The following is a 23,183-nucleotide window of genomic DNA, read 5'->3' on the forward strand; positions in this document are numbered from 1 at the left end:
GGCTGATCTGACAGCGGGGCAAAGGAAAACCGCGCCGGAGCGATCCGGCGCGGTTTGTTGTTTCCAGACCTGTGCAGCCCGTCAGAAGCTGAGCGACAGGCTGCGATGTTTCGCGGTGCAGCTTGCCAGGAACACGGCCTGATCACGGGTCAGGCGCGGTTCATAGCGCACGCCCATCGTGGCCTTCGTGTCGTTCAGGAAGGTCTGCAAGCCGGGCAGGACCGCGGATGTTGCGGCAGCGCGCCATGCGGCTTGCGCCTCATACTCGGCCAGTGCGGTGTCGAACTCTTCCAGCGCCTTGGCACGGTCATCCGGCGTCTTTTCCAGGACGCGACGTGCCGCACCCAGATCCGAACGGATGTCACCGGCACCTTCCACATCGCGGAACTTGCTTGCCAGTTCGTCAAGCGCGGCGGCTGTCGCCTCCGGCTCTCCGGTCTCGACGGCGGCGCGCAAGCCGCGCAGCGGCTCGCCCAGCGCGTCGAAGGCTGGTGTCGCGTTCAGCATGGCGACGACCTCGGCCACGGCTTCATAGCTGTTGTCACCGATGCGGCGCATCGTGACGCGGGCCTTTTCCTCGGCGTCGGTCAGCTCCTTGAACACGTCATGCACCGGATCCCAGGTATCGGGGATCTGCGCCTGAAGTGCGGCGATCGCAGCTTCGAACTCGGCCTTCTCGATCTCCATCTCGCGGGCGCGTTCTTCGCTTGCGGCTTCACGAACGCGTCCCAACTGAACGTTCACGTCATCCAGGTCACCCTGAAGCGCGCGGATCCGCTTTTCGATGCTGCGGACCTGCTCCTGCACGGGGCGGTACTCCCCGGCAGCTTCCTCGACCTCGGCTACGGTCAGGGGGATCGCGGCGATGGCATCCTGGAACCCGGCGGCCTCATCCGCGGCGCGGCGCAGGTCGCGGGCCAGATCGTCGGGAAGCGACGACAGGTCAAGTGCGGCCAGGGCAGTGATCGCACTCGAGACGCGCGCGCCGTCCTTGTCCATACCGGCAAGCACATAGTCATCCATGCAATATTGCAGACGCGGGTTTCGCGGCGGCGGCGAGGTTTCGGACAGGTAACTGGACCTGTTCGGCAGATAGTTCACCAGCGGCGGATAAAGTCCCACGATCAGCAGGGCGATCAACTGGAGCGTGATGAAGGCGACAACACCCTTGTAGATCTGAATTGTCTTCACCGCGGCGGGGGCAACCCCGCGCAGGTAGAACAGCGCAAACCCGAAAGGTGGCGTCAGGAACGATGTCTGGATGTTCAGACCGATCATCACGCCCAGCCAGACGGCCGTGATATTGGCCGTCGGGTCGGCCAGCAGGATCGGCGCCACGATGGGCACCACGACCACGGCGATCTCGATGAAATCGAGGAAGAAGCCAAGCAGGAAGATCACCAGCATCACGATCAGGAACTGGATCCAGAACCCGCCGGGCAGGCCGGTCAGGAAGTCCCGCACCAGTTCTTCGCCGCCGAAGGCACGGAAGGCCGCCGTCAGCATCGCCGCACCCAGAAGGATCACGAAGACCAGCGACGTCGTCTTGGCTGTTTCCAGCATCACGCCGGTCAGCGTATCCTCGATCCGCAGGATGCGGATGCCCGACCAGATCAGCGAAATGATCATCAGGGTCGTGCCGAAGGCGCCGATATAGATGCCGGTCATATCCTCGGGGGTCGAGGCCGCCTTGATGTTCATCGGGTAATTGGCCAGGGCGAAGGCGATGATGGCCAGACCAACCAGCGCCATGATCGCGGGCACGAAGGTGCGCTTGCCGGTGTCGCCCAGGCGGTAGCCGGCCATGATCATGGCCCCGGCGGCACCGATGGCGCCCGCCTGGTTCACGGTGGCGATACCCGCGATGATCGAGCCGAGCACCAGGAAGATCAGGGTCAGCGGCGGGATCAGTGTCAGGGCCACGTTGCCCCAGAACGCAAGGCTGAATTCCTCGTCACGCGGGACGGAGGGGGCCTTTTTCGGGTTCAGGATCGCATAGCCCAGGATGTAGAGCATGTAGATCAGCACAAGCAGGATGCCCGGCACCAGCGCGCCCAGGAACATCTCGCCCGCACTGGTCGAGGAGACGTCGAAGACGGATGGCATCGACAGCTCGCCCGTGGCTTCCTTGTGCAGAAGCTTGCGCATGGTCGAGGCCTGATCGGTGGCCGAGGCCAGCTGGTCGGCCAGGATGATCAGCACGATCGAGGGCGGGATGATCTGCCCCAGGGTCCCCGAGGCCGCGATCGTCCCCGACGCCAGCGAGGGTGAATAGTTGTTACGCAGCATCGCAGGCAGCGAGATCAGGCCCATGGCGACCACGGTCGCACCGACGATCCCCGTTGTGGCCGCCAGAAGCGCGCCCACGAAGACCACCGAAATGCCCAGGCCACCCGGCACCGGGCCAAACAGCTTGGCCATCGTCACCAGCAGATCCTCGGCGATCTTGGACCGCTGTAGCATGATGCCCATGAAGATGAACAGCGGAATGGCGATCAGCGTATCTCGATCCACCTCCCAGTAGACGCCGCGAAGGTTGGTGACCCCCGCCGACAGCCATTGCGATGGTCCGCCGGAATGGAAATAGGCGTCAGTGCCGCCGCCAAACAGATAGCCTGCGCCAGCTGCCAGACCGATGGAGATGATGGCTGCTCCGGGAAGCGCGAAGGCGACCGGGTAGCCTGAGCCGAGGGCCCAGGCCATGATCAGCAGCAGAACGGCAAGAAATAAAAGCTCCATGTCGGTCCTCAGTGGGCAATGGGTTGATGATCGCGATGACCGGGCTCTTCCCGGTAATCAGCCACTGCTTCAAACAGGTAGCTTACGAACTGGATGATCATGCTGATCGCGAAAACCGCAAGGAAGGCTGCCATCTGGTATTTGATGAACATGCCCACCGATCCGGTCTGGGTGATTTCGAAATTCGACACGGGCGAGTTGATGATGGCGGTCTTGCCGTTCAACCCGATCACAAGGATGACCGCGCAGGTGGTGACCCCCAGGAACAGCGATCCGACGGCGTTGACCGCACCACGCTTGCGCTGGGTGAACCCGGCATAGAAGACATCGACGCGCACATGACCCTCGTCGAACAGGGTATAGGCCGAGGCGAACAGGAACAGCGCCGCATACCAGTAGCGCACAAGGTCCCCCATCAGCGCCTGCTCGTAGGAAAACACGAAACGCAGGAACACGATCAGCAATTCGGCCACCACGATCATCAGCGTCAGCCAGGTGAAACCCAGCGTGCGCGTGAACAGGGCCACGATAAAGCCAATCGCGACCAGCGGCATATGGATATAGGGGCCAACCCAGGCCGAGCGCCCCATGGCGCGGGTGATTTCCTCCGAGAAGAACAGCGGCAGCATGTTCTCGACCCGAAGCTGCGCGATGGTCGCATCGGCTATGCCGACGAAGAGCACAGACCAGAAACAGCCGCGTATGAAATAAAGGTTGAAGCGGTGCAGGCGCTGCCCGTCTGTCCGCAGCACGGTCGACCTGGTCCCCAGCACGAAAGCGATCGCGATCCCCAGGCAGACGGCATAGATGCCGATGGGCACGATGGCGCCGGATTGTGTCATGTCACCGAGCGCGGCCGCCAGGACCGGCGTGCCATAGGCAACATTCAGCACGTTGTTGATCAGAAAGGCCGTCATGAGGGCCAGGATGATCCAGCCCAGAAGCCGGATACCCGGCGCTGCTCGTCCATGGCCCGCAGCCTGAGCGGCTGTCATTGTCTGTGCCATGCTTTCCCCCGTTGGTTATGGGTCTTGACCCGCGTCACTTTTCTGTCCCTGCCACCCGTCCCGCGCAGAGCGGAACGACAGGCCAGATCAACACATCAAGCGGGGCACACCAAAGTGCCCCGCTTGTGTTCAGTCTGACCGCTCAGTCTCAGCCGAGGCCGAGGATACGGTTACGCTGGTTCAGGAAGTTGCCTTCGAACTTTGCGATGGTGCCGCCGATTTCGCGCAGCTTTTCCTGGAAGTTGTCGTCGATCTTCTTGGCCAGATCGGAGTGGTCGCGCACTTCCACGAACACTTCTGCGGCGGCTTCACCGAAGGCGTCCCAGACGTCGTCGTTGAAGGTCTTCACCTCGACGCCGTGATCGTTCACCAGCTTGCCCAGGTATTCGCCGTTCTTGGCCATGGCTTCGGAATGCGACATCTCGTGCTCTTGGGCGCAAGCGGCCTCGATCACGGCCTTTTCCCAATCGCTCAGGCTGCCCCACCATGCTGCGTTCGTGCCGAAGGCCAGACCGCCGCCCGGCTCGTGCATGCCGCCGGTGTAGTAGATCTTGGCGGCCTCGTAGAACTTCATGAAGTAGTCGTTGAACGGACCCACCCACTCGGTTGCTTCGATGGCGCCGGACACCAGGTTTTCATAGATCTGGCCACCGGGAAGCGACACGGTCGAGGCGCCCAGCTTGGACATCACGGTACCGCCGAGGCCCGGAATACGCATCTTCAGACCCTTCAGGTCGTCTGCCGATTCGATTTCCTTGTTGAACCAGCCACCGGCCTGCGTACCGGTCGAGCCGCATGCGATGGACTTCAGGCCGAAAGAACCTGCCAGCTCGTCCCACAGTTCCTGACCGCCGCCGAAACGGATCCATGCGGTCCATTCCTGGGTGCTCATGCCGAAGGGCACAGAGGTGAAATAGGCATAGGCCGGGTGCTTGCCGGTCCAGTAGTAGTCAGCGCCGATATACGCCTGCGAGTTGCCGGATGCGACTTCGTCAAAGGCGTCGAACGCGCCCACGCGCTCACCGGCGGCAAAATATTCGGTGGTCAGAGCACCGTCCGACAGTGCGGTGATGTTTGCGGCAAGGCGCTGCGCCGAAATCCCGAGACCGGGAAAGTCGCGCGGCCAGGTCGAAACGATGGTGATGGTCTTGGTGCCCTGTGCGATCGCGGGCGCTGCCAAAGCTGCGCCGGCGCCGGCAATAGCGGCACCTTTCAGAAACTTACGACGTTCCAATGGTAATCTCCTCCGAGTTGGTTGACACCCGGCCTGGTGACGGCGGGGTTGTCACACAAAAGACAGCGATGCGACGAAAGAGGCAATAGTTTTCTTGATGCAGCCGATCAAACTTGATGATGCGGGCGCGGAAAATGATCATGGACAGTGCGCGGTGACGTGCACGCGGCGCAAAATGCGCGGCGGGATGTCGCAAGACTGCCGGCTTTGGTCGTTTATCTGCGTTGCAGGTGGGGGCGGCAGCGATTCCCTGTGCCTCTCTGGCCCTCGCGGCGATGGCTGCGCGTAAGATGGCTGCGCGTGACCGGATCACCCGCGCGGTCCAGCTGTTCCCGGCCGCGGCTGCTTCAGGCGATGGCCTGCAGCGCGGCGCGTCTGAAGTCAGCGCGACCCTTGGCCGGCTGCCACCGGCGCAGCTGGGCGACCTGTCCATCCATCCCGCGCAAACGGCCGCCGCAACATGCTTGAGGGCACCCATGCCGGGACGACGTTCCGCTGTCAGCTTGGGGCAAGTCGATATGTTTTGTGAAGTTTTGATGGTGCTGTGAGAGAGGATTGAACTCTCGACCTCTCCCTTACCAAGGGAGTGCTCTGCCACTGAGCTACCACAGCATCCGTCGGTTCCCAAGGGCGCACCCTTGACCGTGGCCGGGTGATTAGACTCAAATTCCGCAGGGCGCAAGCGCAATCTGGACGCAATTTGCGCTGTGCTGTAGGAAGGCGAAATGGAGCAGAAACACACCGGCAAGACACCGCCCGCAAAAGGCGGCGCACGCGAAGAACGGTTGAAGGCCGCGCTCAAGGCCAATATGGCACGGCGCAAGGCGCAGGCGCGCGCGCGGGCTGCACAACAGTCGGCGGCCGCGGATGACGCGCCGGGGCAAGAACAACAGAACGAGTAAAAAGGGCAGGCCAATGGATTCGATCATCGTGACGGGCAATGGCCCCTTGAAGGGGCAGATCCCGATCGCCGGGGCCAAGAATGCCTGCCTGACCCTGATGCCGGCCACGCTGTTGTCGGAAGAACCGCTGACGCTGACCAATGCGCCGCGCCTGTCTGATATCCGCACCATGACGCAGCTTCTGCAATCGCTGGGGGCCGAAGTCACCTCGATGCAGGATGGCAAGGTGCTGGCGATGTCCAGCCATGACATCCACAATCACACGGCCGATTATGACATCGTGCGCAAGATGCGCGCCTCGATCCTGGTGCTGGGGCCGATGCTGGCGCGCGATGGTCACGCGGTTGTCTCATTGCCGGGCGGTTGTGCCATTGGTGCGCGGCCCGTGGACCTGCATCTGAGGGCGCTGGAGGCGATGGGGGCGGAGCTGGACCTGCGCGAGGGCTATGTGCATGCACGCGCACCCGGCGGGCTGAAGGGCGGGATCGTGGATTTCCCCTTCGTGTCGGTGGGTGCCACGGAAAACGCGCTGATGGCGGCAACGCTGGCCAAGGGCACGACGGTTCTGAAGAACGCCGCGCGCGAGCCCGAGATCGTGGATCTGGCCCAATGCCTGCGCAAGATGGGCGCGCAGATCGAGGGCGAGGGCACATCGACCATCACCATCCAGGGTGTGGACCGTCTGGGCGGGGCCACGCATCCCGTGGTCACCGACCGTATCGAACTGGGCACCTACATGCTGGCCCCCGCGATCTGCGGCGGCGAGGTGGAATTGCTGGGCGGGCGTATCGATCTTGTCGGGGCCTTCTGTGAAAAGCTGGATGCGGCCGGCATCAGCGTCGAGGAGACCGCAACCGGGCTGAAAGTCTCGCGCGGCAATGGCCGTGTGCGCGCCGTCGATGTCACGACCGAACCCTTCCCCGGGTTCCCCACGGACCTGCAGGCGCAGATGATGGCGCTGCTATGCACCGCCGAGGGCGTGTCGGTGCTGGAAGAAAAGATATTCGAGAACCGTTTCATGCATGCGCCCGAACTGATGCGGATGGGCGCGCGGATCGACGTGCATGGCGGCACCGCGACGGTTACGGGCGTGGACCGTCTGAAAGGCGCGCCCGTCATGGCGACCGATCTGCGGGCGAGCGTGTCGCTGATCCTGGCAGGGCTGGCGGCGGAAGGCGAAACCATCGTGAACCGCGTCTATCACCTGGATCGCGGCTATGAGCGGGTCGAGGAAAAGCTGGGCGCGGTCGGCGCGCGGATCGAACGGGTGTCGGGCCGATGACCGACGCCAGGTTCGAAGATGCGCGCGAGACCCCGCTGAACCTGGGCGCCCTTGAGGGCGAAGACCTCAAGATCATCTCGGCGCTGGTGCAGGATGCCGTCTTTCCGGCCACGGCAATGACATGGCGGCCGGGCCAGCATCGCTTTGGCCTGCTGCTGAACCGGTTTCGCTGGGAAGATGTGGAGGCCGCGAAAAAGCGCGGCCGTCCGGTCGAACGCGTCCAGTCGCTGCTGGTGGTGGAAAACGTGCTGGGCGTGTCATCGAACGGGGTGGACCGGCGCGACCCCGACCTGGTGCTGTCGCTGTTGTCGGCGGACTGGCATCCGGGCACCGATGCCGAAGGCGAGCTGCATCTGATCCTGGCCGGCGACGGGGCGATCCGTCTGCGCGTCGAGGCCCTGGAGGTGACGCTGAAGGATGTCACGCGCCCCTATGTCGCCCCCTCGCGCAAGGTGCCGGGGCACGACATCTGACAGCGGATCACCCTGCCGACAGATGCGCCTCCGGCGGGGATATTTCGGGCAAGAAGAAACGGCCGGCCCCCTGATGGTCGAAGGTTCTTGGCGGCAGGGGCTTGAGCCGCAGGCATGGCAAAGCTATGTCCCGCCCCAGACCCGGAGGGACCATGCCCGTTTTCCTGAATGCAACCGACCCCGATTTCGAAACCGCCTTTGCTGCCCTGCTGGGCGCAAAGCGTGAAGACAGCGTGGATGTGGACGATGTCGTGGCGGGCATCATCGCCGATGTGCGCGCGCGCGGTGACGCGGCGGTGATCGAGCTGACCGCGAAATTCGACCGGCTTGAGCTGACGCCCGAGACGCTGCGGTTCTCGGAGGCCGAGGTGGAGGCGCTGGTGGCGCAGGTACCCGACCATGAACGCGCGGCGCTGGAACTGGCGGCTGAACGCATCCGCGCCTATCACGTGCGCCAGATGCCGCAGGATCACAGCTGGACCGATCCCGAAGGCGCGATGCTGGGCTGGCGCTGGACGCCGGTATCGGCGGCGGGGCTCTATGTGCCGGGGGGGCTTGCTTCTTATCCCTCGTCGGTGCTGATGAATGCGATCCCGGCCAAGGTGGCCGGGGTGGAACGTCTGGCCATTGTCGTGCCGACACCGAACGGGGTGGCCAATCCGCTGGTGCTGCTGGCCGCGCGTATCGCCGGGGTGAACGAGATCTACCGGATCGGTGGCGCGCAGGCGGTGGCGGCGCTGGCTTACGGCACGCAGACCATCGCGCCGGTGGACAAGATCACCGGACCCGGCAATGCATTCGTGGCGGCGGCCAAGCGGCGGGTCTTCGGCAAGGTGGGCATCGACATGATCGCGGGCCCCTCGGAGATCCTGGTGATCGCCGATGCGGATAATGACCCCGACTGGCTTGCGCTGGACCTGCTGTCACAGGCCGAGCATGACGAAAGCGCCCAGAGCATCCTGATCACCGATAGCCCCGCCATGGCCAAGGCTGTTGCCGCCGCTGTGGAACGCAACCTTGCGACGCTGGAGCGCCGCGCCATCGCCGGCCCCAGCTGGCGCGATTTCGGCGCGATCATCACCGTGCCGGATCTGGATATGGCCGTGGAACTGTCCAACCGTATCGCGCCCGAACATCTGGAATTATGCGTGGCCGATGCCGACGCCATGTCTGCCAGGATCACCCATGCGGGCGCGATTTTCCTGGGGGCCTGGACGCCCGAAGCGATCGGCGACTACGTGGGCGGCCCCAACCATGTGCTGCCCACCGCACGGTCGGCGCGGTTCTCGAGCGGTCTGTCGGTTCTTGATTTCCTCAAACGGACCACGCTGGCCCGGATGACCCCCGCCGCCCTGCGCGCGATCGGGCCCGCCGCGGAAACGCTGGCGATTTCGGAAAGCCTTGAGGCGCATGGCCTGAGCGTGCGGGCGCGGCTGAACCGGCTGAACGAGTGATGCCGCGACCCATGACGCAATGATGCGAATTTGCTGCGTTGCAGCAATCCGCGCAGATGCCCGATTGTGCGAGGGCCCGCGCTGCGCTAGTCAGGGGCAGGAATAGGACCTTGCCCATGACACGTATCTGCGAAATCGAACTTGACGATTCCAACCTGCCGCCGCCGACCCCCGAGATCGAGCAGGAGCGAAAGGTGGCGATGTTCGACCTGCTCGAGGACAACTCCTTCGAGCTTCCTGCCCGCGATGACAGGGTCGCGCCGCAGGGGCCCTACCGCGTGGGCCTGGCTATCCGCGAGAAGCGCCTGGTCTTTGATATCAGCACCCAAGCAGGTGAAAAGGCGGCTGAATTCCATCTGTCTCTCAGCCCGTTCCGCCAGGTGATCAAGGATTACTGGGCGATTTGCGAAAGCTATTTCGACGCGGTCAAGACCATGCCGCCCAGCCAGATCGAGACGATCGACATGGCCCGGCGCGGTATCCATAACGAAGGTGCGCGTGTCCTGCAGGAACGGCTGGAAGGCAAGGCGGTCATCGACACCGATACCGCGCGCCGCCTGTTCACGCTGGTCTGTGTCCTGCATTTCGGAGGCTGACCCGGTGCCCGTTCCCTTGCCCCAGTCCGTGCTGTTCTGCTGCGATCATAACGCCGTCAGATCGCCCATGGCCGAAGGGATCATGAAGAAATTCTACGGCGCCGAAACCTATGTCCAGTCGGTCGGCGTCTACAACGACATGGAAATCGACGGCTTCGCCATTGCCGTGTGCCAGGAAATCGGGGTGGAACTGTCGCGTCACCGCAGCCGTTCCTTCGACGAGATGGAGGAATGGGGCGAGCATCTTTCATCCTTCGACCTGGTCGTGGCGCTGTCCCCCGCCAGTCAGCGCCGGGCGCTGGAATTGACCCGGATCTATCACCTGGATGTGGAATACTGGCCCATCATGGACCCGACCGGTCTTGGCGAAAGCCGCGAAGTGAAACTGAACGCCTATCGGCAGACCCGCGACCAGATCATCGCGCATCTGACCGGGCTTTGGGGGCCGCCGACCCATCCCGCGTGAAGGCCGGCGGGCGGGGCAGGATGGCGGATGATATGCAAAGCGCCGCAGCCCACTTGGAGCAGGCGCGCGCCGCTGCTAGGACTGCGTCGAAACAGGAGGCATGACCATGACAGATATCGCCGGCACCACGATCCGCACCTATTTCGACGCTTTCAACGCAGGCGATACAGCGGGCATGCTGGCCTGCCTTGCCGATGACGTGGCGCATCATGTCAACGAGGGCAAGGTGCGTCGGGGCAAGGCGGCTTTCGCGGAATTCTGCGACCACATGAGCCGCTGCTATGCCGAGAACCTGACCGATATGGTGATCTTCACCAGCCCCGACGGCACACGCGCGGCGGCCGAATTCATCGTCAACGGCACCTACCTGGCGACCGATCCGGGCCTGCCCGCGGCCCATGGGCAGACATACCGCCTGCCGGCCGGATCCTTCTTCAGCCTGGCTGATGGCAAGATCACCCGGGTCGTGACCTATTACAACCTGGCCGACTGGGTGGCACAGGTTTCGGCATGATCCGGGTCGCGTCCCTGACCGGGGCAGAACTGGAGGCCGCGCTGGATGATGTGGCCCGCCTGAGGATCGCGGTGTTTCGCGACTGGCCCTATCTCTATGATGGAAATCTGGAATATGAGCGCGATTACCTGTCGGTCTATCGCGACAACCCCCGCGCGGTCGTGGTGGGCGCCTTCGATCAGGGTCGCCTTGTCGGCGCGGCCACCGGCATGCCGATGCAGGATCACGCGGACGATTTCTCTGCCGCCTTCGACGGCACCGGGGAAAGGCTGCAAAGCATCTTCTATTGTGCCGAATCGGTGCTGCTGCCCGCGTATCGCGGCCAAGGCGTCGGGCACCGGTTCTTCGACCTGCGCGAGGACCACGCCCGCAGGCTTGGCCTTGTAAAATCGGCATTCTGCGGCGTGATCCGGCCCGAGGATCATCCGATGCGCCCGGCGGACCATGGCGCGCTGGATCCGTTCTGGCGCAAGCGGGGGTACCGCCCGCTGGCCGGGGTGGTCGCGCGGTTTCGCTGGAAGGATATCGGCGACGCGCAGGAGACCGAAAAACCGCTGCAATTCTGGATCCGCACGCTCTAGCGCCGACAACCGGAGCGGGCAATGCGTTTGAACCTGCCAAGGCTTTGCGGCAAGATGGCCCCTGACAAAAGCATCGGGGTACCACAGCATGAAGATCGCGACATCCGCCTATCCGTTGGACTGGTTCCAGGACTGGTCCGACTACGAGGCCAAACTGACCGCATGGGTCGGCGAGGCGGCGCAGGCGGGCGCAAACCTGCTGGTATTCCCGGAATATGGCGCGATGGAGCTTGCCTCGCTTGACGGGGTCAAGGTGGCGGGCGATCTGAAAGGGTCGATCCGCGCGGTCGCGGGCCGGGTCGGGGCCAGCTACAACCTGCATGCGGCGCTGGCCGCGCGCTTTGGTGTGTATATCCTGTCCGCATCGGCCCCGGTGATGGAAAAGGGCGCGGTTGTGAACCGTGCGGCGCTGTTCGGGCCCGAAGGCCTGATCGGGGTGCAGGACAAGCAGATCATGACCCGTTTCGAACGCGAGGAATGGGGCATCGCGGGGGCCGAGGGCGCCGCCGGCCCCTTGCGCGTTTTCGACACGGATCTTGGCCGTATCGGCATCCTGATCTGCTATGATTGCGAGTTTCCCCTGCTGGCGCGTGACCTGGCCGAACGTGGCGTCGAGATCCTGCTGATCCCAAGCTGTACCGAGGCCCTTGAAGGCTATTGGCGCGTCCGCATCGGCGCCATGGCCCGTGCGCTGGAAAACCAATGCGTGACCGTCATGGCATCGCTTGTCGGGGATGCGCCACGGCTTTACGCGGTCGAACAGAATACCGGCGCGGGCGGCGTGTTCGGCCCACCCGATCGCGGCTTTCCCCCGACCGGCGTGATCGCCGAAGGCACGCTGAACCGCCCCGGCTGGACCTATGCCGATGTCGCACTGGAAAATGTGCGCGATGTGCGTGCCGATGGGCATGTCCTGAACCTGACGCATTGGGACGAACAGGCACCCGCCGTGGCGCGCCGGGCGCAAAAGCCCGCTGCCTAGAGATTCCCCTTGAAAATCCGCGCGGATAGGACCATTTAAGCGCCTGTCCCGCAGATTGGCGGGGCGATTGACGAAGGAGAGACCATGGCCAAGGAAGATACGCTCGAATTTCCCGGTGTCGTGAAAGAACTCCTGCCCAATGCGACGTTCCGGGTCGAGCTTGAAAATGGCCATGAGATCATCGCACATACGGCAGGCAAGATGCGCAAGAACCGCATCCGCGTTCTGGCAGGCGACAAGGTTCAGGTGGAAATGACCCCCTATGATCTGACCAAGGGTCGGATCAACTATCGCTTCAAGTAACTGTTTTCAAAGTGAAACTTATACTCGGATCCGGCAGTCCGCGCCGCAGGGAACTGCTGGCGCAGATCGGCGTTGTCGCCGATGACATACGTGCGCCCGATATCGACGAAACCCCGCGACAGGCCGAACTGCCGCGCCCCTATTGCGCGCGCATGGCACTGCAAAAGGCCCGCGCCGTGCCGGCAGAGCCCGATGATATCGTGCTTTGCGCCGATACGACCGTCGCACTGGGGCGCAGGATTCTGGGCAAGCCCGAGTCTGTCGCACAAGCGGCAGAGTTCCTGCTGGCCCTGTCAGGCCGCCGTCACCGGGTGATCACCGCTGTCGCCGTGCGGCGCGGCGACCGGGTCTGGCAGCGCGATGTGGTGACCACGGTACAGATGAAGCGCCTCTCGGACGAGGAGTTGAACGCCTATCTTGCAACGAATGACTGGCAGGGCAAGGCGGGCGGCTATGCCATCCAGGGGCCGGCGGGGGCGTTCATTCCCTGGATCAACGGATCCTTCACCGGCGTGGTGGGCCTGCCGCTTGCCGAAACCGCGGGCCTGCTGCAGGCTGCGGGTTACCCCCTTTGGAAGGACCGCGCATGAAGGGCCGTCAGATCATCCTCGACCATGTGAACGGGCGCGAAGCCGCGGCCCTGATCGTGGATGGCCGTCTTGAAGACCTGCTGATCGACGGTGACGATCCGCGCCCCGGTGCGATCTACCGCGCCGTGGCCGATCGTCCCGTGAAGGGGCAGGGCGGGCTGTTTCTGCGTACGCCCGACGGCACCGCCTTTCTGCGCCAGGTCAAGGGCATCGCCCCCGGAGATACGATGCTGGTCCAGGTCACCGGCCATGCCGAAGACGGCAAGGCACTGCCGGTCACCCAGAAGCTGCTGTTCAAAAGCCGCTATGCCATCGTGACACCCGACGCACCGGGCCTGAATGTCAGCCGCTCGATCAAGGATGACGATCTGCGCGATACGCTTCTGGCCATCGCACATGAGGTGATGGGCGATAGCAAGATGGGCCTGATCCTGCGCTCAAGCTGCGCCGAGGCCGATCCCGAAGACATCGGCGAGGATATTGCCGAAATGGCGGATCTGGCAGTGGCGGTACTGGCCGATACCGAGGGTGAGGCGGAATGCCTGACCGAAGGTGACGGGCCCCATGCCGTCGCCTGGCGGGATTGGGTGGAACCGGCCGAGATCATCACCCAGGCGGGCAGCTTCGCCAGCCATGGCGTGCTCGAGATGATCGACGCGCTGCTGGATCCCCGCGTGACCCTTGCCGGGGGCGGCCACGCCTTCATCGAACCTACCCGCGCGCTTGTGGCGGTGGATGTGAACACCGGGGCGGATACAAGCCCGGCCGCCGCCCTCAAGGCCAATATCACCCTGGGCCGTGACCTGCCGCGCCTGCTGCGCCTGCGCGGGTTGGGTGGCCAGATCACGCTTGACCTGGCGCCCATGCCGAAAAAGGATCGCCGCGCGTTTGAAATGGCGATCAAGGCGGCGTTTCGGGCCGACAGTATCGAAACCGTTCTGGCCGGATGGACCCCGTTGGGCCATTACGAATTGCAGCGCCAAAGGGTGCGCCAACCTCTGACAACCTTGCTGGAGCCGCGTGGATGACCTGTCCGATCTGCCAGCGCAAACCTGATCAGGCCTATCGTCCGTTCTGTTCGAAACGCTGCGCCGACGTGGATCTGGCGCGCTGGTTCAGCGGATCCTATGCCGTGCCCTCGCAGGATCCTGACGATATCGAGGCCGCGCTGGACGCCATGGATGAGGCGTTGCGCGACCTGCCGCACAAACCCCACTAGCCTGGCCCGCCACCCCTGGGTCGGGCCTTGCGGATCCATCTGCAAAACCTTTGCCTTGGCAAGGTGAAATTTTTCCGCAAACCCACTGGACAGCCCGCAGCACCTCGCCTAGAACGCTGCAACCCGAACGCCTCGCGTTCTCCCGTGCCCGGGTAGCTCAGGGGTAGAGCAGTGGATTGAAAATCCTCGTGTCGGTGGTTCGATTCCGCCCCCGGGCACCACTTTTAAAAGCAAAGTCAACACACTAGCCATCACACAGTTTTTTGTTCCTGCGTTGCACACTCATCGCACAGTTTTACCATGCGTTGCTGACTGGATTAGAGGGCTAAGAAGCTGTGTCGAACACAGTGTATGGAATCGTTGTGTTGAACACAGTCTTCACAGCACACTGTTTGCCCACAGTAACTGCAGCACAGTTCTTCCCCACATTGTATTCCAGCTAGCTCCACTGTGCTGCCGCCGGGATCGGTCAAGTGGTCAATGGAATGAGTAAGACGTCCAGTACAGCTGCCGTTGTCGCTCCTATTCCTGCGTCCACAAGAAATGAGCGTATCTGCGACCCTGTGAGGTGCTGACCACGGGCAGCTTTTCCTGCGATGATTGCTGTACTCACCAATGCTGATGTGGCAAGCCCTTCGCTTATCTCATCAAAAAGTCCATCGCCCTTCAGTTCAGCAAGCCTGGCATAGACATCGCGTGTCAGCTCGTCGTTTGAGAACCCTGAGCTCTCAATGCCGGGCATTCTAGCGGCCACTTCTTCAGTCACCCTGATTTCTATCTCAGGGTATCGCGCCAAGTGTTCCAGAACTTGGGCTTCGGATGCCACCGCTTTCAGTTGGACCTCACCGATAGAGTTTCCATCGACAACGAACTCAACGTCACCGCCCGGATGGTTGGTGAATTCCTTTACCTTGGCTTGAACCTGATCCCAGTCACCGTTCTCCGCCTGCACGAACAAGAGCTCGTGGTAGATGCCCTTTGTCTGACCCTAAGCAGCATATCGCCTGGGCGTTCTTGCTGGCCGCGTGTAACAAAGTAAATTCAGGCCATCATCGGGCCGAAGCCCGCTTCCATTCAAGGAAAAAGCCGTGACCACAGAGCAAGTGAAAGTCTATGTCTGGACCGATTTCGTTTGCCCCTATTGCCTGATCGGCGAAAGCACGATCCATGCGGCGGTCGAGGCCGAGGGTGCCGCGCTGGTATGGCTGCCGTTCGAGTTGCGCCCACATCCGACCCCGACGCTGCACCCCGAAGATGACTATCTGCAGACGACTTGGAAGCAGAGTGTCTACCCAACGGCAGAAAGGCTTGGTGTAGGCATCCGCCTGCCTACAATCTCACCACAGCCCTATACGCGGACGGCCTTTATCGGGATGCAATGGGCAGCCGATCAGGGCAAAGCGAACACCTATGTCGAAGCCGTCCTGCGATCCTTCTTCCAAGAAAATCGAGACATTGGTGACGTCGCGGTCCTGAAGCAGATCGTTAGCGGTCTCGGTCTTGATGCGGACGATTTTGAAGTGGCGCTGGTTCAGTCGGAATATGCTCGCCGCCACGACGCGGCGCTGGCCCTAGCCCGGAACGTTGGGGTGCAGGCCGTGCCGTCGGTACTGATCGGAGACCACCTCACATCTGGAATGCGAGATGTGGGTAGCCTGCGTGCCATGATCCGCGCAGCGACGTTTAACCTATTATAGGTCTGGCCATCATCTTGCCCGCGCGATGCGGGGGGCTGCTTCGTCCGCTCAGTTGCCATTCGTATAAAGCACCGCGAACGACCGATTTCCGACCATCGTGTGGACCAGGCCGGTACGGGATTGGGGGCCTAGCTAATGTCCGCTTCTGCAGCAGGCCAAGGGAACGCTCGCACACGCGGCGAAGGGCTGCAATCCGCCCGATTGTTGGATAATCGCGAATGGCCCAAAGCTGCCGTTTGGTCGTGGGGCGCTCTGCCGTAGCGCAGTCCGCCAGGGCAGGTGTCTGTGACGCAAACGTGACGGGCACTGTCGAACGAAGAGAGAAAACCTCGTGCGGCTGCAGGCCGTCCAAGTTGGTCATGCACAGCGACCCTTGATTTGCCGCGAGTCAGACCTGTGAGCGGATGGCGGGCATCTGTGGTAAACTTAAAGCAGGAGCTTGGCAGCGCCGAACACGGGTTGCGCGCCGTACGGGAAGGAGGGGCTCATGAGAGATACGAAGGCCTTTGCGGAACTGGAAAAGAGGGAATGGTCAAAACCTGGCGTCGCCGGCGCCTATGCGAAGGGGTTCTCAAAAGCTGCGGACATGGTCGTCCCGCACCTCGTGGCTGCCGTGCAGGCGGGGCCGGGCACGGATGCACTCGATCTCTGCTGCGGGCACGGCAACGTCTCTGCGGGCCTTCTTGTTGCCAAGGCGCGGGTGACCGGCCTCGATTTCTCCGCTGCCATGCTCGAGCTTGCCCGTGCAGCGGTGCCAGGCGCCAGTTTCGTCGAAGGCGATGCGATGCAGCTTGCATTTGACGATGCCACCTTTGACGCGGTGACGATCGGGTTTGGCATGCCGCACGTTCCCGAACCGCCGCGCGTCCTGGCGGAGGCGCGCCGCGTGTTGCGTCCGGGCGGGAGGATCGCATTTTCGACTTGGTGCGGTCCCGATGTTGAGGGTGCATTCGGCTATGTCTTCGGCGCGATCAGAGCACATGGATCGCCCGACATCGTTCTACCTCCAGGGCCTGGCGCCAACGACTACGCCGACCCCGACATCGCCTACCCGGTGCTGCAAGCCGCGGGCTTCGGGGCGTTCCACTGCGAGACGGTAGCCTCCAGTTGGCACGCCGACGACCCGGGTCTCGCCTTCGATTTTTTCCGCGACGGAACCGCCAGGGGGGGTGCGCTTCTTCGTCCGCAACCCGAGGTCCATGCGCGACGCATCCGAGACGCGGTGGTTGAGAGAGTGATTGAGAACCATGGCGATGGCCCGGAATGGACGATTCCGATGCCGGCCGTCGTCATTTCCGCTCAAGCCATTTGAGCCGGAGTGGATCTTTACCCGTCCATAGTTCGCTGCCAACTTTGGACGCGTTGCACCATTAAGGCGAGGTAGTGAATTAGCAGCTACAGAGACGGCCCGGAGCGGTCTTTCAAAAACCGCGCTGCAAGGGTCGGCTTGGAGCCCAAAGCGGACGCAGAGTGATCCGGTGCTTAAGCACTAAGCAACGATGTCTGGACACTTTGTTTCGCTAGGTGACGGCTTCGAAAGGTTTCATCGCAGTGAAAAACGCTTGATGCACGGGAGCGTTTATTTTGTGCTTTCGTGCCAGTTCGACAATCTTTCCTGACAACCATGCGTTTTCCAACGGTCTGCCATTTTGCAAGTCTGTCAGCATTGAAGACTGCGCATTCGCACCCATGCCCATAGCAAACGCCATTGTCTTCTCTACAAATCCGTCGTCGAGCATAATGGCCTCTGCTTGGGCGACAGCGACAGCCTCCCTCAGAGCGTGTTCAAATAGTTCTCTTGCGAACGGGTCTTCTTGAGTGAAACCGATTGGTTGCCTTGTCAAACAAGTAATCCCGGAAAAGCTGGCCAGGAACACGAACTTCTCCCATAACACCTGTGTTATGTTTTCGCTCATGGAGGCTTCGATTTCCGCCGCGCGACAGGCTGAGACGAATGACTGCAGCCTTTCGCTGCGTGCGCCGGACAATTCACCCACGGTAAGGCGCGCTAGATTTCCAGTGTGTCGGATAATGCCGGGAGCTTCGATTGCAAGTGGCGCATAGACAATCCCACCTATCGCATGGCCAGGCCCAAGAATGTCATCAATTCTTTCTTCACTGCCGATACCATTCTGGAAGGATATGACGCCTGTTTGCTCGGATACCAACGGGCGACATTGCTCTGCCGCTTCATCCACACTGTATAGTTTTACAGCAAAAACCACGATGTCGACCGGTCCGATGTCTTTTGGGTTGTCCGTGGCTTGAGCAGGAAAAACGACCGTCTCTCCCACCTCACTCTTAACCTGCAGGCCGTTCTCTCGGATGGCCTGGAGATGGGGGCCGCGCGCAACAAACCAAACGTCGTTATCTGTTTTTTGGGCAAGTTGCGCGCCAAAGTAGCCGCCTATGCCGCCACTGCCCATAATTGCTATCTTCATTGCAGCATCTATCCTAGAGATGAAGGATGAGACTATATACGAAAATCACACTCTTAATCATCTAAACTTTTAACCGAGCTCGACCCGAAAGCCGAAGTTGCGCGAGAAAGACTTTCATCCGGCGGCCCTTCTCTCGTGCCTTCTATTGTCAGGTAACTGCCTGATCGGTGCTGGCAAACGAACTCGAACCAGTCTCTGCTTGGACAGTGACACTGTCTTTATGCCGCGCAAAGACCGCGCCACTCGGCGAGAGCGGCGGCACGGTTGAGCTTGAAATCGGGTCGAGTTGAGAGGCTGCGTTCCTGATTGAAGTGGTTGTGAACCGAGGATTGGACAGCAGCGAATTTCTGCAAATATCGCATCTGTCGGAAACGGAGCATCGCACGCTCCCGTCGTCGAAATGGCAGGTGGGAATTCTCTGCCCGATTGTTAAGCCAGCACCCTGTTTCCTGTTTCAAGATGTTGCCAACGGCTTTCATCGCAGCACCATAGGATCTCAGCCGTGGTCTATTCGCTGAGAAACGAAGAAACCCAACCCGATTAGTAGGTGCAAGAAGTAGCTTAATTTACGCCAGATCCTGTCCAATTAATGGGGAGTAGCTCATTCCATCATTCGAGATAGCCGTCACTTTCGGGCCAGAGCGGTCATTTCGTTGCCGAAGCGGCGAAGGTCTGCTTCGAACCCATTTTTCCTAATGCTGTGAGCTGCCCCAAAGAGCGCAAAGCTTCTATTGCGGTCTTTGGGGGCTGAAAGTCGAGGCTGATTAGCGGTGACTGCCAGCGTGAACAAATCCGCTGGCCGCATTTTGCATTGTGACCTACATCATAACGCCCATATCAGGCATGTTGCTGCTGCCGGTTTTGGCAGGTTTGTCTGCTACCATGGCCTCCGTGGTGATCAATAGCCCGGCGACTGACGCAGCATATTCCAACGCGATCCGCACGACTTTGGTTGGGTCAATTACACCGGCCTTTAGCATGTCCCCGTATTGCTCTGATTGTGCATCATATCCAAACGTCTTGCTGCCGTTCTCGATGATCTTGCCAGCGACTACGGACCCGTCAACACCGGCGTTTTCGGCGATCTGACGCAGGGGTGCCTGAAGCGCTTTGCGGATAATTGCGATACCTGCAACCTGGTCTGCGTTGTCGCCCTTGAGCGCTTCAAGCACTTTGCCCGCATGCACCAATGCAACACCGCCACCGGGCACAACGCCTTCTTGGACAGCGGCACGGGTCGCGTTCAGAGCATCGTCGACGCGGTCTTTGCGCTCTTTCACTTCAATCTCTGTGGCCCCGCCGACTTTGATTACCGCAACACCGCCCGCAAGTTTCGCGAGCCGTTCTTGCAATTTCTCTTTGTCGTAATCGGACGACGTCTCTTCGATCTGCGCACGGATCTGGGTCGCGCGGGCCGCAATAGCAGCCTTATCGCCAGCCCCGTCGATCACAGTTGTTGTGTCTTTGGTGATGGTGATCTTCCGGGCATTGCCGAGCATGTCCATCGTGACATTTTCTAGCTTGATCCCGAGTTCTTCGGAAATCACTTGCCCGCCGGTCAGCACCGCAAGGTCTTGCAGCATTGCCTTCCTGCGGTCACCAAAACCTGGGGCTTTGACTGCAGCGACCTTCAGACCACCACGCAATTTGTTGACCACAAGAGTCGCCAGTGCTTCGCCTTCGATGTCTTCGGCGATGATGAGCAGTTGCTTATCAGCCTGCATGACGGCCTCAAGCAGCGGCACCATGGATGCCAAAGAGGACAGTTTTTTCTCGTGAAGTAGAATGACGCAGTCCTCAAGGTTTGCTGTCATCTTGGCAGGATCAGTCACGAAATAGGGGCTGAGATAGCCGCGATCAAACTGCATCCCTTCAACCACTTCGGTTTCAGTCTCAAGGCCCTTGTTTTCTTCGACTGTAATGACGCCTTCAATGCCGACCTTGGCCATTGCATCTGCAATCTGCTGACCGATTGCTGCTTCGCCATTGGCGGAGATTGTGCCGACTTTTGCGATCTCGGCCGTGTCGCCCACTGGCCGGGACATTGCCTTGACCTCTGCAACAACGGCTGTGACGGCTTTGTCGATGCCGCGCTTGAGGTCCATCGGGTTCATGCCTGCAGCGACAGCCTTCATGCCTTCTTTGACAATAGCTTGGGCCAGAACCGTAGCGGTGGTTGTGCCATCACCTGCTTCATCATTGGTGCGCGATGCAACGTCTTTGACTAGCTGCGCGCCCATGTTTTCAAAGGGATCGGAGAGTTCGATTTCCTTGGCGACAGTCACACCGTCCTTCGTGATGCGCGGGGCACCGTAAGATTTGTCGATAACCACGTTGCGCCCTTTGGGGCCGAGTGTGACTTTGACGGCATTGGCGAGTGTATTGATGCCCTTGAGCATGCGGTCACGGGAGTCCGTGCCGAATTTGACGTCTTTTGCAGACATGTCGGTATTCCTAATTGAATGTGTAAACAGGCAGCGTTGTTCAGGCCAAAATGCCCAGAATGTCGCTTTCTTTCATGATCAGCAGCTCTTCGCCGTCGAGTTTGACTTCGGCGCCGGACCATTTGCCGAACAGGATTTTATCACCCGCTTTGACATCCATGGCAATGCGCGCACCGGCGTCATCTTTTGCACCCGCGCCGACAGACACAACCTCGCCTTCTTGTGGTTTTTCCTTAGCGCTGTCGGGGATGATAAGACCGCCCGCAGTTTTTTCGTCGCCTTCAATGCGGCGTACAAGAACACGGTCATGTAAAGGGATAAACGTCATGGAAATGCTCCTTCTCGAGATTTCCGGTAGGGGTGGCATGTGTAGAAACGCATTGGCACTCGCCACGCCTGAGTGCCAATGTTGTTGAGGTGGCTATCGCTGCAGGCTGCCGCAAGTGTCTGTAGAACTATATTTCATCGGGAACAATTGTCCTGAATTCAGCGAGACAGTGGGCGGCCCTGACGTCAGACACGGATACCGCCACCTGCGAAATGGTGGCGACCGATACTACGACCGGTAGCCAGCCGTCGGGAAGGGCTTCGCGCCTCTGCCGGTTCAAGTAGAACAGGATCGACAGGCATATTGCCCCAATCGGAGCTACCCCAATCAGCGACAACGGAAACAGGCAAAACCATGCGCTCGCGTCGCAGCCCCAAGGTGCGAACCAGTAAATTGAATACGCTAGGGCTATTGGGGTAGACGCCGTCAAAACGGCCGCAACAAGATAGTCAAACCTGCTGAGCGAGCAGAAATGAGACCAGATCATCACAATATTTCGCCGATTGCATATGGCGAATTATGGGGATCATTGTTCCAATGGGCGCCTTTCAAGTCATGGCAATGAAATATCTTAGCTCGCCTGCGTGACAACACCATGACCTATCGAGGTATTGGCACGCCCTGTGGTTCTCGGAGGGTCTGTTTTGTCCGCGTTGCTGACACCTAGTAGCCGAGCAATGCTGCGCGGCGTCGGCGACGGCCGCTTTTAGAACACTGCGCTGCTGCACCGGCAAGCTGCCCGAAAGCCCGGAATGGGCCGCTTTTGTCGGTGATTCATGCCAGCGGTCGGTTGGTTCCTAACGCTTACGCTGCATCTCTGAAGCTATGGGTGGAGTTGAGCAGCCGCACCCTTTCCTCTGACTTATTTGCAGGCCTGAAGCCACGACAAAGAATAAGTAGCTTGGGTTTCAATCGGGTAGCAAAAAAGTGTGGTTGTGGGAAATCAAAAGGAAAGAGTTGTGACAAAGTGGAATAACAAAAAAATAACAATTTTAGTACTCTAAGTTACCCGTTGAGCGGTTTTGAGACGAAACGCATAGACTTAAAGACTAATTGAAAATCCTCGTGTCGGTGGTTCGATTCCGTCTACGGGAACCACTTTTCAAAGCAAAAACAGCGCATTAGCCATCACACAGTTTTCACTTTGTGCGTTAGAAACTCATCGCACAGTTTTGCCGTGCGTTGCTGGGTGGGTTTGCGGGCTGAAAAGCTATGTTGAACACAGTGTTTGGAATCGTTGTGTTGAACACACTGTTCGCAACACACTCTTTACTCCACACTGTTTGTCACATGGTTCTACAATACAGTGTTTGGGAAGACGGTCGAAGACAGCGTTTTGGAGCCTGTGGTCGAAGTTATTAGAGAGCGCACTGCCGTTACTCTTGCATCAGCTCATCACTTCCGCCCGATCGACCGGGCATGTCCCGGTATTTAGGTAGGCCATCGTTCATCCGAATGATCGCCTCGCCGTAGTTGATGTGTGTATTTGGCTGAAACGGGAAATCTCTGAACGCACCGACGAATATGTCTATCGCGCCTCGTTCTGTAAGATGTGCCCCAATCGCGCACCCACAAACCTTGCAAGACATCCACTTGCTTGCCTCCGGTTTATCAAGCTTTGGAAACCGATTGATAAGGTCCTTGCCTTCTCTGAAGGTCACAGCAGTCTCCAGCCAAATCGTGTACCCGATCATGGGGGCCGCCGACCTTTGCCGACACGATGAGCAGTGGCAATACCCCTGCAGCAAAGGTTCTCCTTCGGCTTCAAGTTTAACTGCGCCGCAATAGCATTGAGCGTGGAAGATGGGAGCAGGTTCCGGCATGCCTTTCCTCAATTTGGCAGCGATATAGTCGACAATAGCGGTAACACACCGTTTGCCCACAGTGTTTTGCAAAAGGTTCTTCCCCACAGTGTTTTGGAACAGGTTTGA

23 protein-coding genes, 2 tRNA genes and 1 pseudogene are annotated in these 23,183 nt (G+C 60.5%); 16 read left to right on the plus strand and 10 right to left on the minus strand.

Translation table 11 applies throughout. The annotated features are described in order from the left end of the window. Positions 1-81: 81 nt before the first annotated feature. The 4 genes from ACFQ3C_RS04490 to ACFQ3C_RS04505 form a co-directional block, all read right to left on the minus strand. On the minus strand, positions 82-2,739 hold the full coding sequence (locus ACFQ3C_RS04490) for a TRAP transporter large permease subunit (RefSeq protein ID WP_380789265.1): 2,658 nt from the start codon (positions 2,737-2,739) through the stop codon (positions 82-84). An 8-nt stretch (positions 2,740-2,747) separates the two neighbouring features. Continuing rightward, on the minus strand, positions 2,748-3,746 hold the full coding sequence (locus ACFQ3C_RS04495; protein ID WP_380789267.1) for a TRAP transporter small permease subunit: 999 nt from the start codon (positions 3,744-3,746) through the stop codon (positions 2,748-2,750). 148 nt (positions 3,747-3,894) lie between these two features. Further along, positions 3,895-4,980, minus strand: a complete 1,086-nt coding sequence (locus ACFQ3C_RS04500) for a TRAP transporter substrate-binding protein (RefSeq protein ID WP_380789269.1) — start codon at positions 4,978-4,980, stop codon at positions 3,895-3,897. A gap of 537 nt (positions 4,981-5,517) precedes the next feature. After that, positions 5,518-5,592: transfer RNA gene (locus ACFQ3C_RS04505), tRNA-Thr, on the minus strand. A gap of 113 nt (positions 5,593-5,705) precedes the next feature. On the opposite strand from ACFQ3C_RS04505, the gene ACFQ3C_RS04510 reads away from it, so the two are divergent. From ACFQ3C_RS04510 to ACFQ3C_RS04575, 14 genes are all read left to right on the plus strand, one after another. After that, entirely contained in the window at positions 5,706-5,882 is a 177-nt protein-coding gene (locus tag ACFQ3C_RS04510) for a hypothetical protein (protein WP_380789271.1), read from the plus strand. 13 nt (positions 5,883-5,895) lie between these two features. Further along, positions 5,896-7,164, plus strand: coding sequence for a UDP-N-acetylglucosamine 1-carboxyvinyltransferase (gene murA, locus ACFQ3C_RS04515; protein WP_380789272.1), 1,269 nt, complete (start codon positions 5,896-5,898; stop codon positions 7,162-7,164). Continuing rightward, positions 7,161-7,637, plus strand: coding sequence for a DUF2948 family protein (locus ACFQ3C_RS04520; protein ID WP_380789273.1), 477 nt, complete (start codon positions 7,161-7,163; stop codon positions 7,635-7,637). The genes murA and ACFQ3C_RS04520 overlap by 4 nt, the downstream gene beginning before the upstream one ends. A gap of 152 nt (positions 7,638-7,789) precedes the next feature. Then, the gene (hisD, locus tag ACFQ3C_RS04525; protein WP_380789274.1) at positions 7,790-9,091 is read left to right on the plus strand and encodes a histidinol dehydrogenase; all 1,302 of its coding nucleotides are present in this window, start codon (positions 7,790-7,792) and stop codon (positions 9,089-9,091) included. Positions 9,092-9,207: 116 nt separating this feature from the next. Beyond that, positions 9,208-9,687, plus strand: coding sequence for a UPF0262 family protein (locus ACFQ3C_RS04530; RefSeq protein ID WP_380789275.1), 480 nt, complete (start codon positions 9,208-9,210; stop codon positions 9,685-9,687). Between the two features lie 4 nt (positions 9,688-9,691). Then, complete coding sequence (locus ACFQ3C_RS04535) at positions 9,692-10,153, plus strand: arsenate-mycothiol transferase ArsC (protein ID WP_380789276.1); 462 nt, start codon at positions 9,692-9,694, stop codon at positions 10,151-10,153. Positions 10,154-10,259: 106 nt separating this feature from the next. Continuing rightward, positions 10,260-10,667 carry a ketosteroid isomerase-related protein gene (locus ACFQ3C_RS04540; protein WP_380789277.1) on the plus strand — a complete coding sequence of 136 codons (408 nt, stop codon included), beginning with the start codon at positions 10,260-10,262 and terminating at the stop codon, positions 10,665-10,667. Continuing rightward, on the plus strand, positions 10,664-11,248 hold the full coding sequence (locus ACFQ3C_RS04545) for a GNAT family N-acetyltransferase (protein WP_380789278.1): 585 nt from the start codon (positions 10,664-10,666) through the stop codon (positions 11,246-11,248). Before ACFQ3C_RS04540 ends, ACFQ3C_RS04545 begins: the two co-directional genes overlap by 4 nt. An 88-nt stretch (positions 11,249-11,336) precedes the next feature. Continuing rightward, positions 11,337-12,230, plus strand: a complete 894-nt coding sequence (locus tag ACFQ3C_RS04550) for a carbon-nitrogen hydrolase family protein (RefSeq protein ID WP_380789279.1) — start codon at positions 11,337-11,339, stop codon at positions 12,228-12,230. An 84-nt stretch (positions 12,231-12,314) separates the two neighbouring features. Continuing rightward, the gene (gene infA, locus ACFQ3C_RS04555; RefSeq protein WP_005978431.1) at positions 12,315-12,533 is read left to right on the plus strand and encodes a translation initiation factor IF-1; all 219 of its coding nucleotides are present in this window, start codon (positions 12,315-12,317) and stop codon (positions 12,531-12,533) included. An 11-nt stretch (positions 12,534-12,544) separates the two neighbouring features. Further along, a complete protein-coding gene (locus tag ACFQ3C_RS04560) occupies positions 12,545-13,123 on the plus strand; it encodes a Maf family protein (RefSeq protein ID WP_380789280.1) in 579 nt (192 codons plus the stop codon). Continuing rightward, positions 13,120-14,151: a ribonuclease E/G gene (locus tag ACFQ3C_RS04565; RefSeq protein WP_380789281.1), complete on the plus strand. Its 1,032-nt coding sequence runs from the start codon at positions 13,120-13,122 to the stop codon at positions 14,149-14,151. Before ACFQ3C_RS04560 ends, ACFQ3C_RS04565 begins: the two co-directional genes overlap by 4 nt. Then, positions 14,148-14,342: a DNA gyrase inhibitor YacG gene (locus tag ACFQ3C_RS04570; RefSeq protein WP_380789282.1), complete on the plus strand. Its 195-nt coding sequence runs from the start codon at positions 14,148-14,150 to the stop codon at positions 14,340-14,342. The genes ACFQ3C_RS04565 and ACFQ3C_RS04570 overlap by 4 nt, the downstream gene beginning before the upstream one ends. Positions 14,343-14,488: 146 nt before the next feature. After that, a tRNA-Phe gene (locus ACFQ3C_RS04575) sits at positions 14,489-14,563 on the plus strand. Positions 14,564-14,811: 248 nt separating this feature from the next. Here the strand turns inward: ACFQ3C_RS04575 and ACFQ3C_RS04580 are convergent. Next, positions 14,812-15,294 carry a hypothetical protein gene (locus ACFQ3C_RS04580; protein WP_380789283.1) on the minus strand — a complete coding sequence of 161 codons (483 nt, stop codon included), beginning with the start codon at positions 15,292-15,294 and terminating at the stop codon, positions 14,812-14,814. Positions 15,295-15,430: 136 nt separating this feature from the next. On the opposite strand from ACFQ3C_RS04580, the gene ACFQ3C_RS04585 reads away from it, so the two are divergent. Continuing rightward, positions 15,431-16,039, plus strand: a complete 609-nt coding sequence (locus ACFQ3C_RS04585) for a DsbA family oxidoreductase (RefSeq protein WP_380789284.1) — start codon at positions 15,431-15,433, stop codon at positions 16,037-16,039. Positions 16,040-16,526: 487 nt separating this feature from the next. Beyond that, positions 16,527-17,351: a class I SAM-dependent methyltransferase gene (locus ACFQ3C_RS04590; RefSeq protein WP_380789285.1), complete on the plus strand. Its 825-nt coding sequence runs from the start codon at positions 16,527-16,529 to the stop codon at positions 17,349-17,351. Positions 17,352-17,559: 208 nt separating this feature from the next. Here the strand turns inward: ACFQ3C_RS04590 and ACFQ3C_RS04595 are convergent, their stop codons facing one another. The 5 genes and pseudogenes from ACFQ3C_RS04595 to ACFQ3C_RS04615 form a co-directional block, all read right to left on the minus strand. Further along, on the minus strand, positions 17,560-18,480 hold the full coding sequence (locus ACFQ3C_RS04595) for a ketopantoate reductase family protein (RefSeq protein WP_380789287.1): 921 nt from the start codon (positions 18,478-18,480) through the stop codon (positions 17,560-17,562). A 218-nt stretch (positions 18,481-18,698) separates the two neighbouring features. Further along, positions 18,699-18,983, minus strand: a pseudogene (locus ACFQ3C_RS04600) (DDE-type integrase/transposase/recombinase); the annotation flags it as partial. Between the two features lie 315 nt (positions 18,984-19,298). Beyond that, positions 19,299-20,924 (minus strand): chaperonin GroEL, encoded by a 1,626-nt coding sequence (gene groL, locus ACFQ3C_RS04605; protein WP_380789288.1) that lies wholly within the window; start codon positions 20,922-20,924, stop codon positions 19,299-19,301. 40 nt (positions 20,925-20,964) lie between these two features. Continuing rightward, on the minus strand, positions 20,965-21,252 hold the full coding sequence (locus ACFQ3C_RS04610; RefSeq protein ID WP_380789290.1) for a co-chaperone GroES: 288 nt from the start codon (positions 21,250-21,252) through the stop codon (positions 20,965-20,967). A 1,376-nt stretch (positions 21,253-22,628) separates the two neighbouring features. After that, a complete protein-coding gene (locus ACFQ3C_RS04615; RefSeq protein ID WP_380789291.1) occupies positions 22,629-23,075 on the minus strand; it encodes a GFA family protein in 447 nt (148 codons plus the stop codon). Positions 23,076-23,183: the final 108 nt, after the last annotated feature.

The organism is Seohaeicola saemankumensis (assembly GCF_042678485.1).
In the GTDB taxonomy this organism is placed as follows: Bacteria; Pseudomonadota; Alphaproteobacteria; order Rhodobacterales; family Rhodobacteraceae; genus Seohaeicola; species Seohaeicola saemankumensis.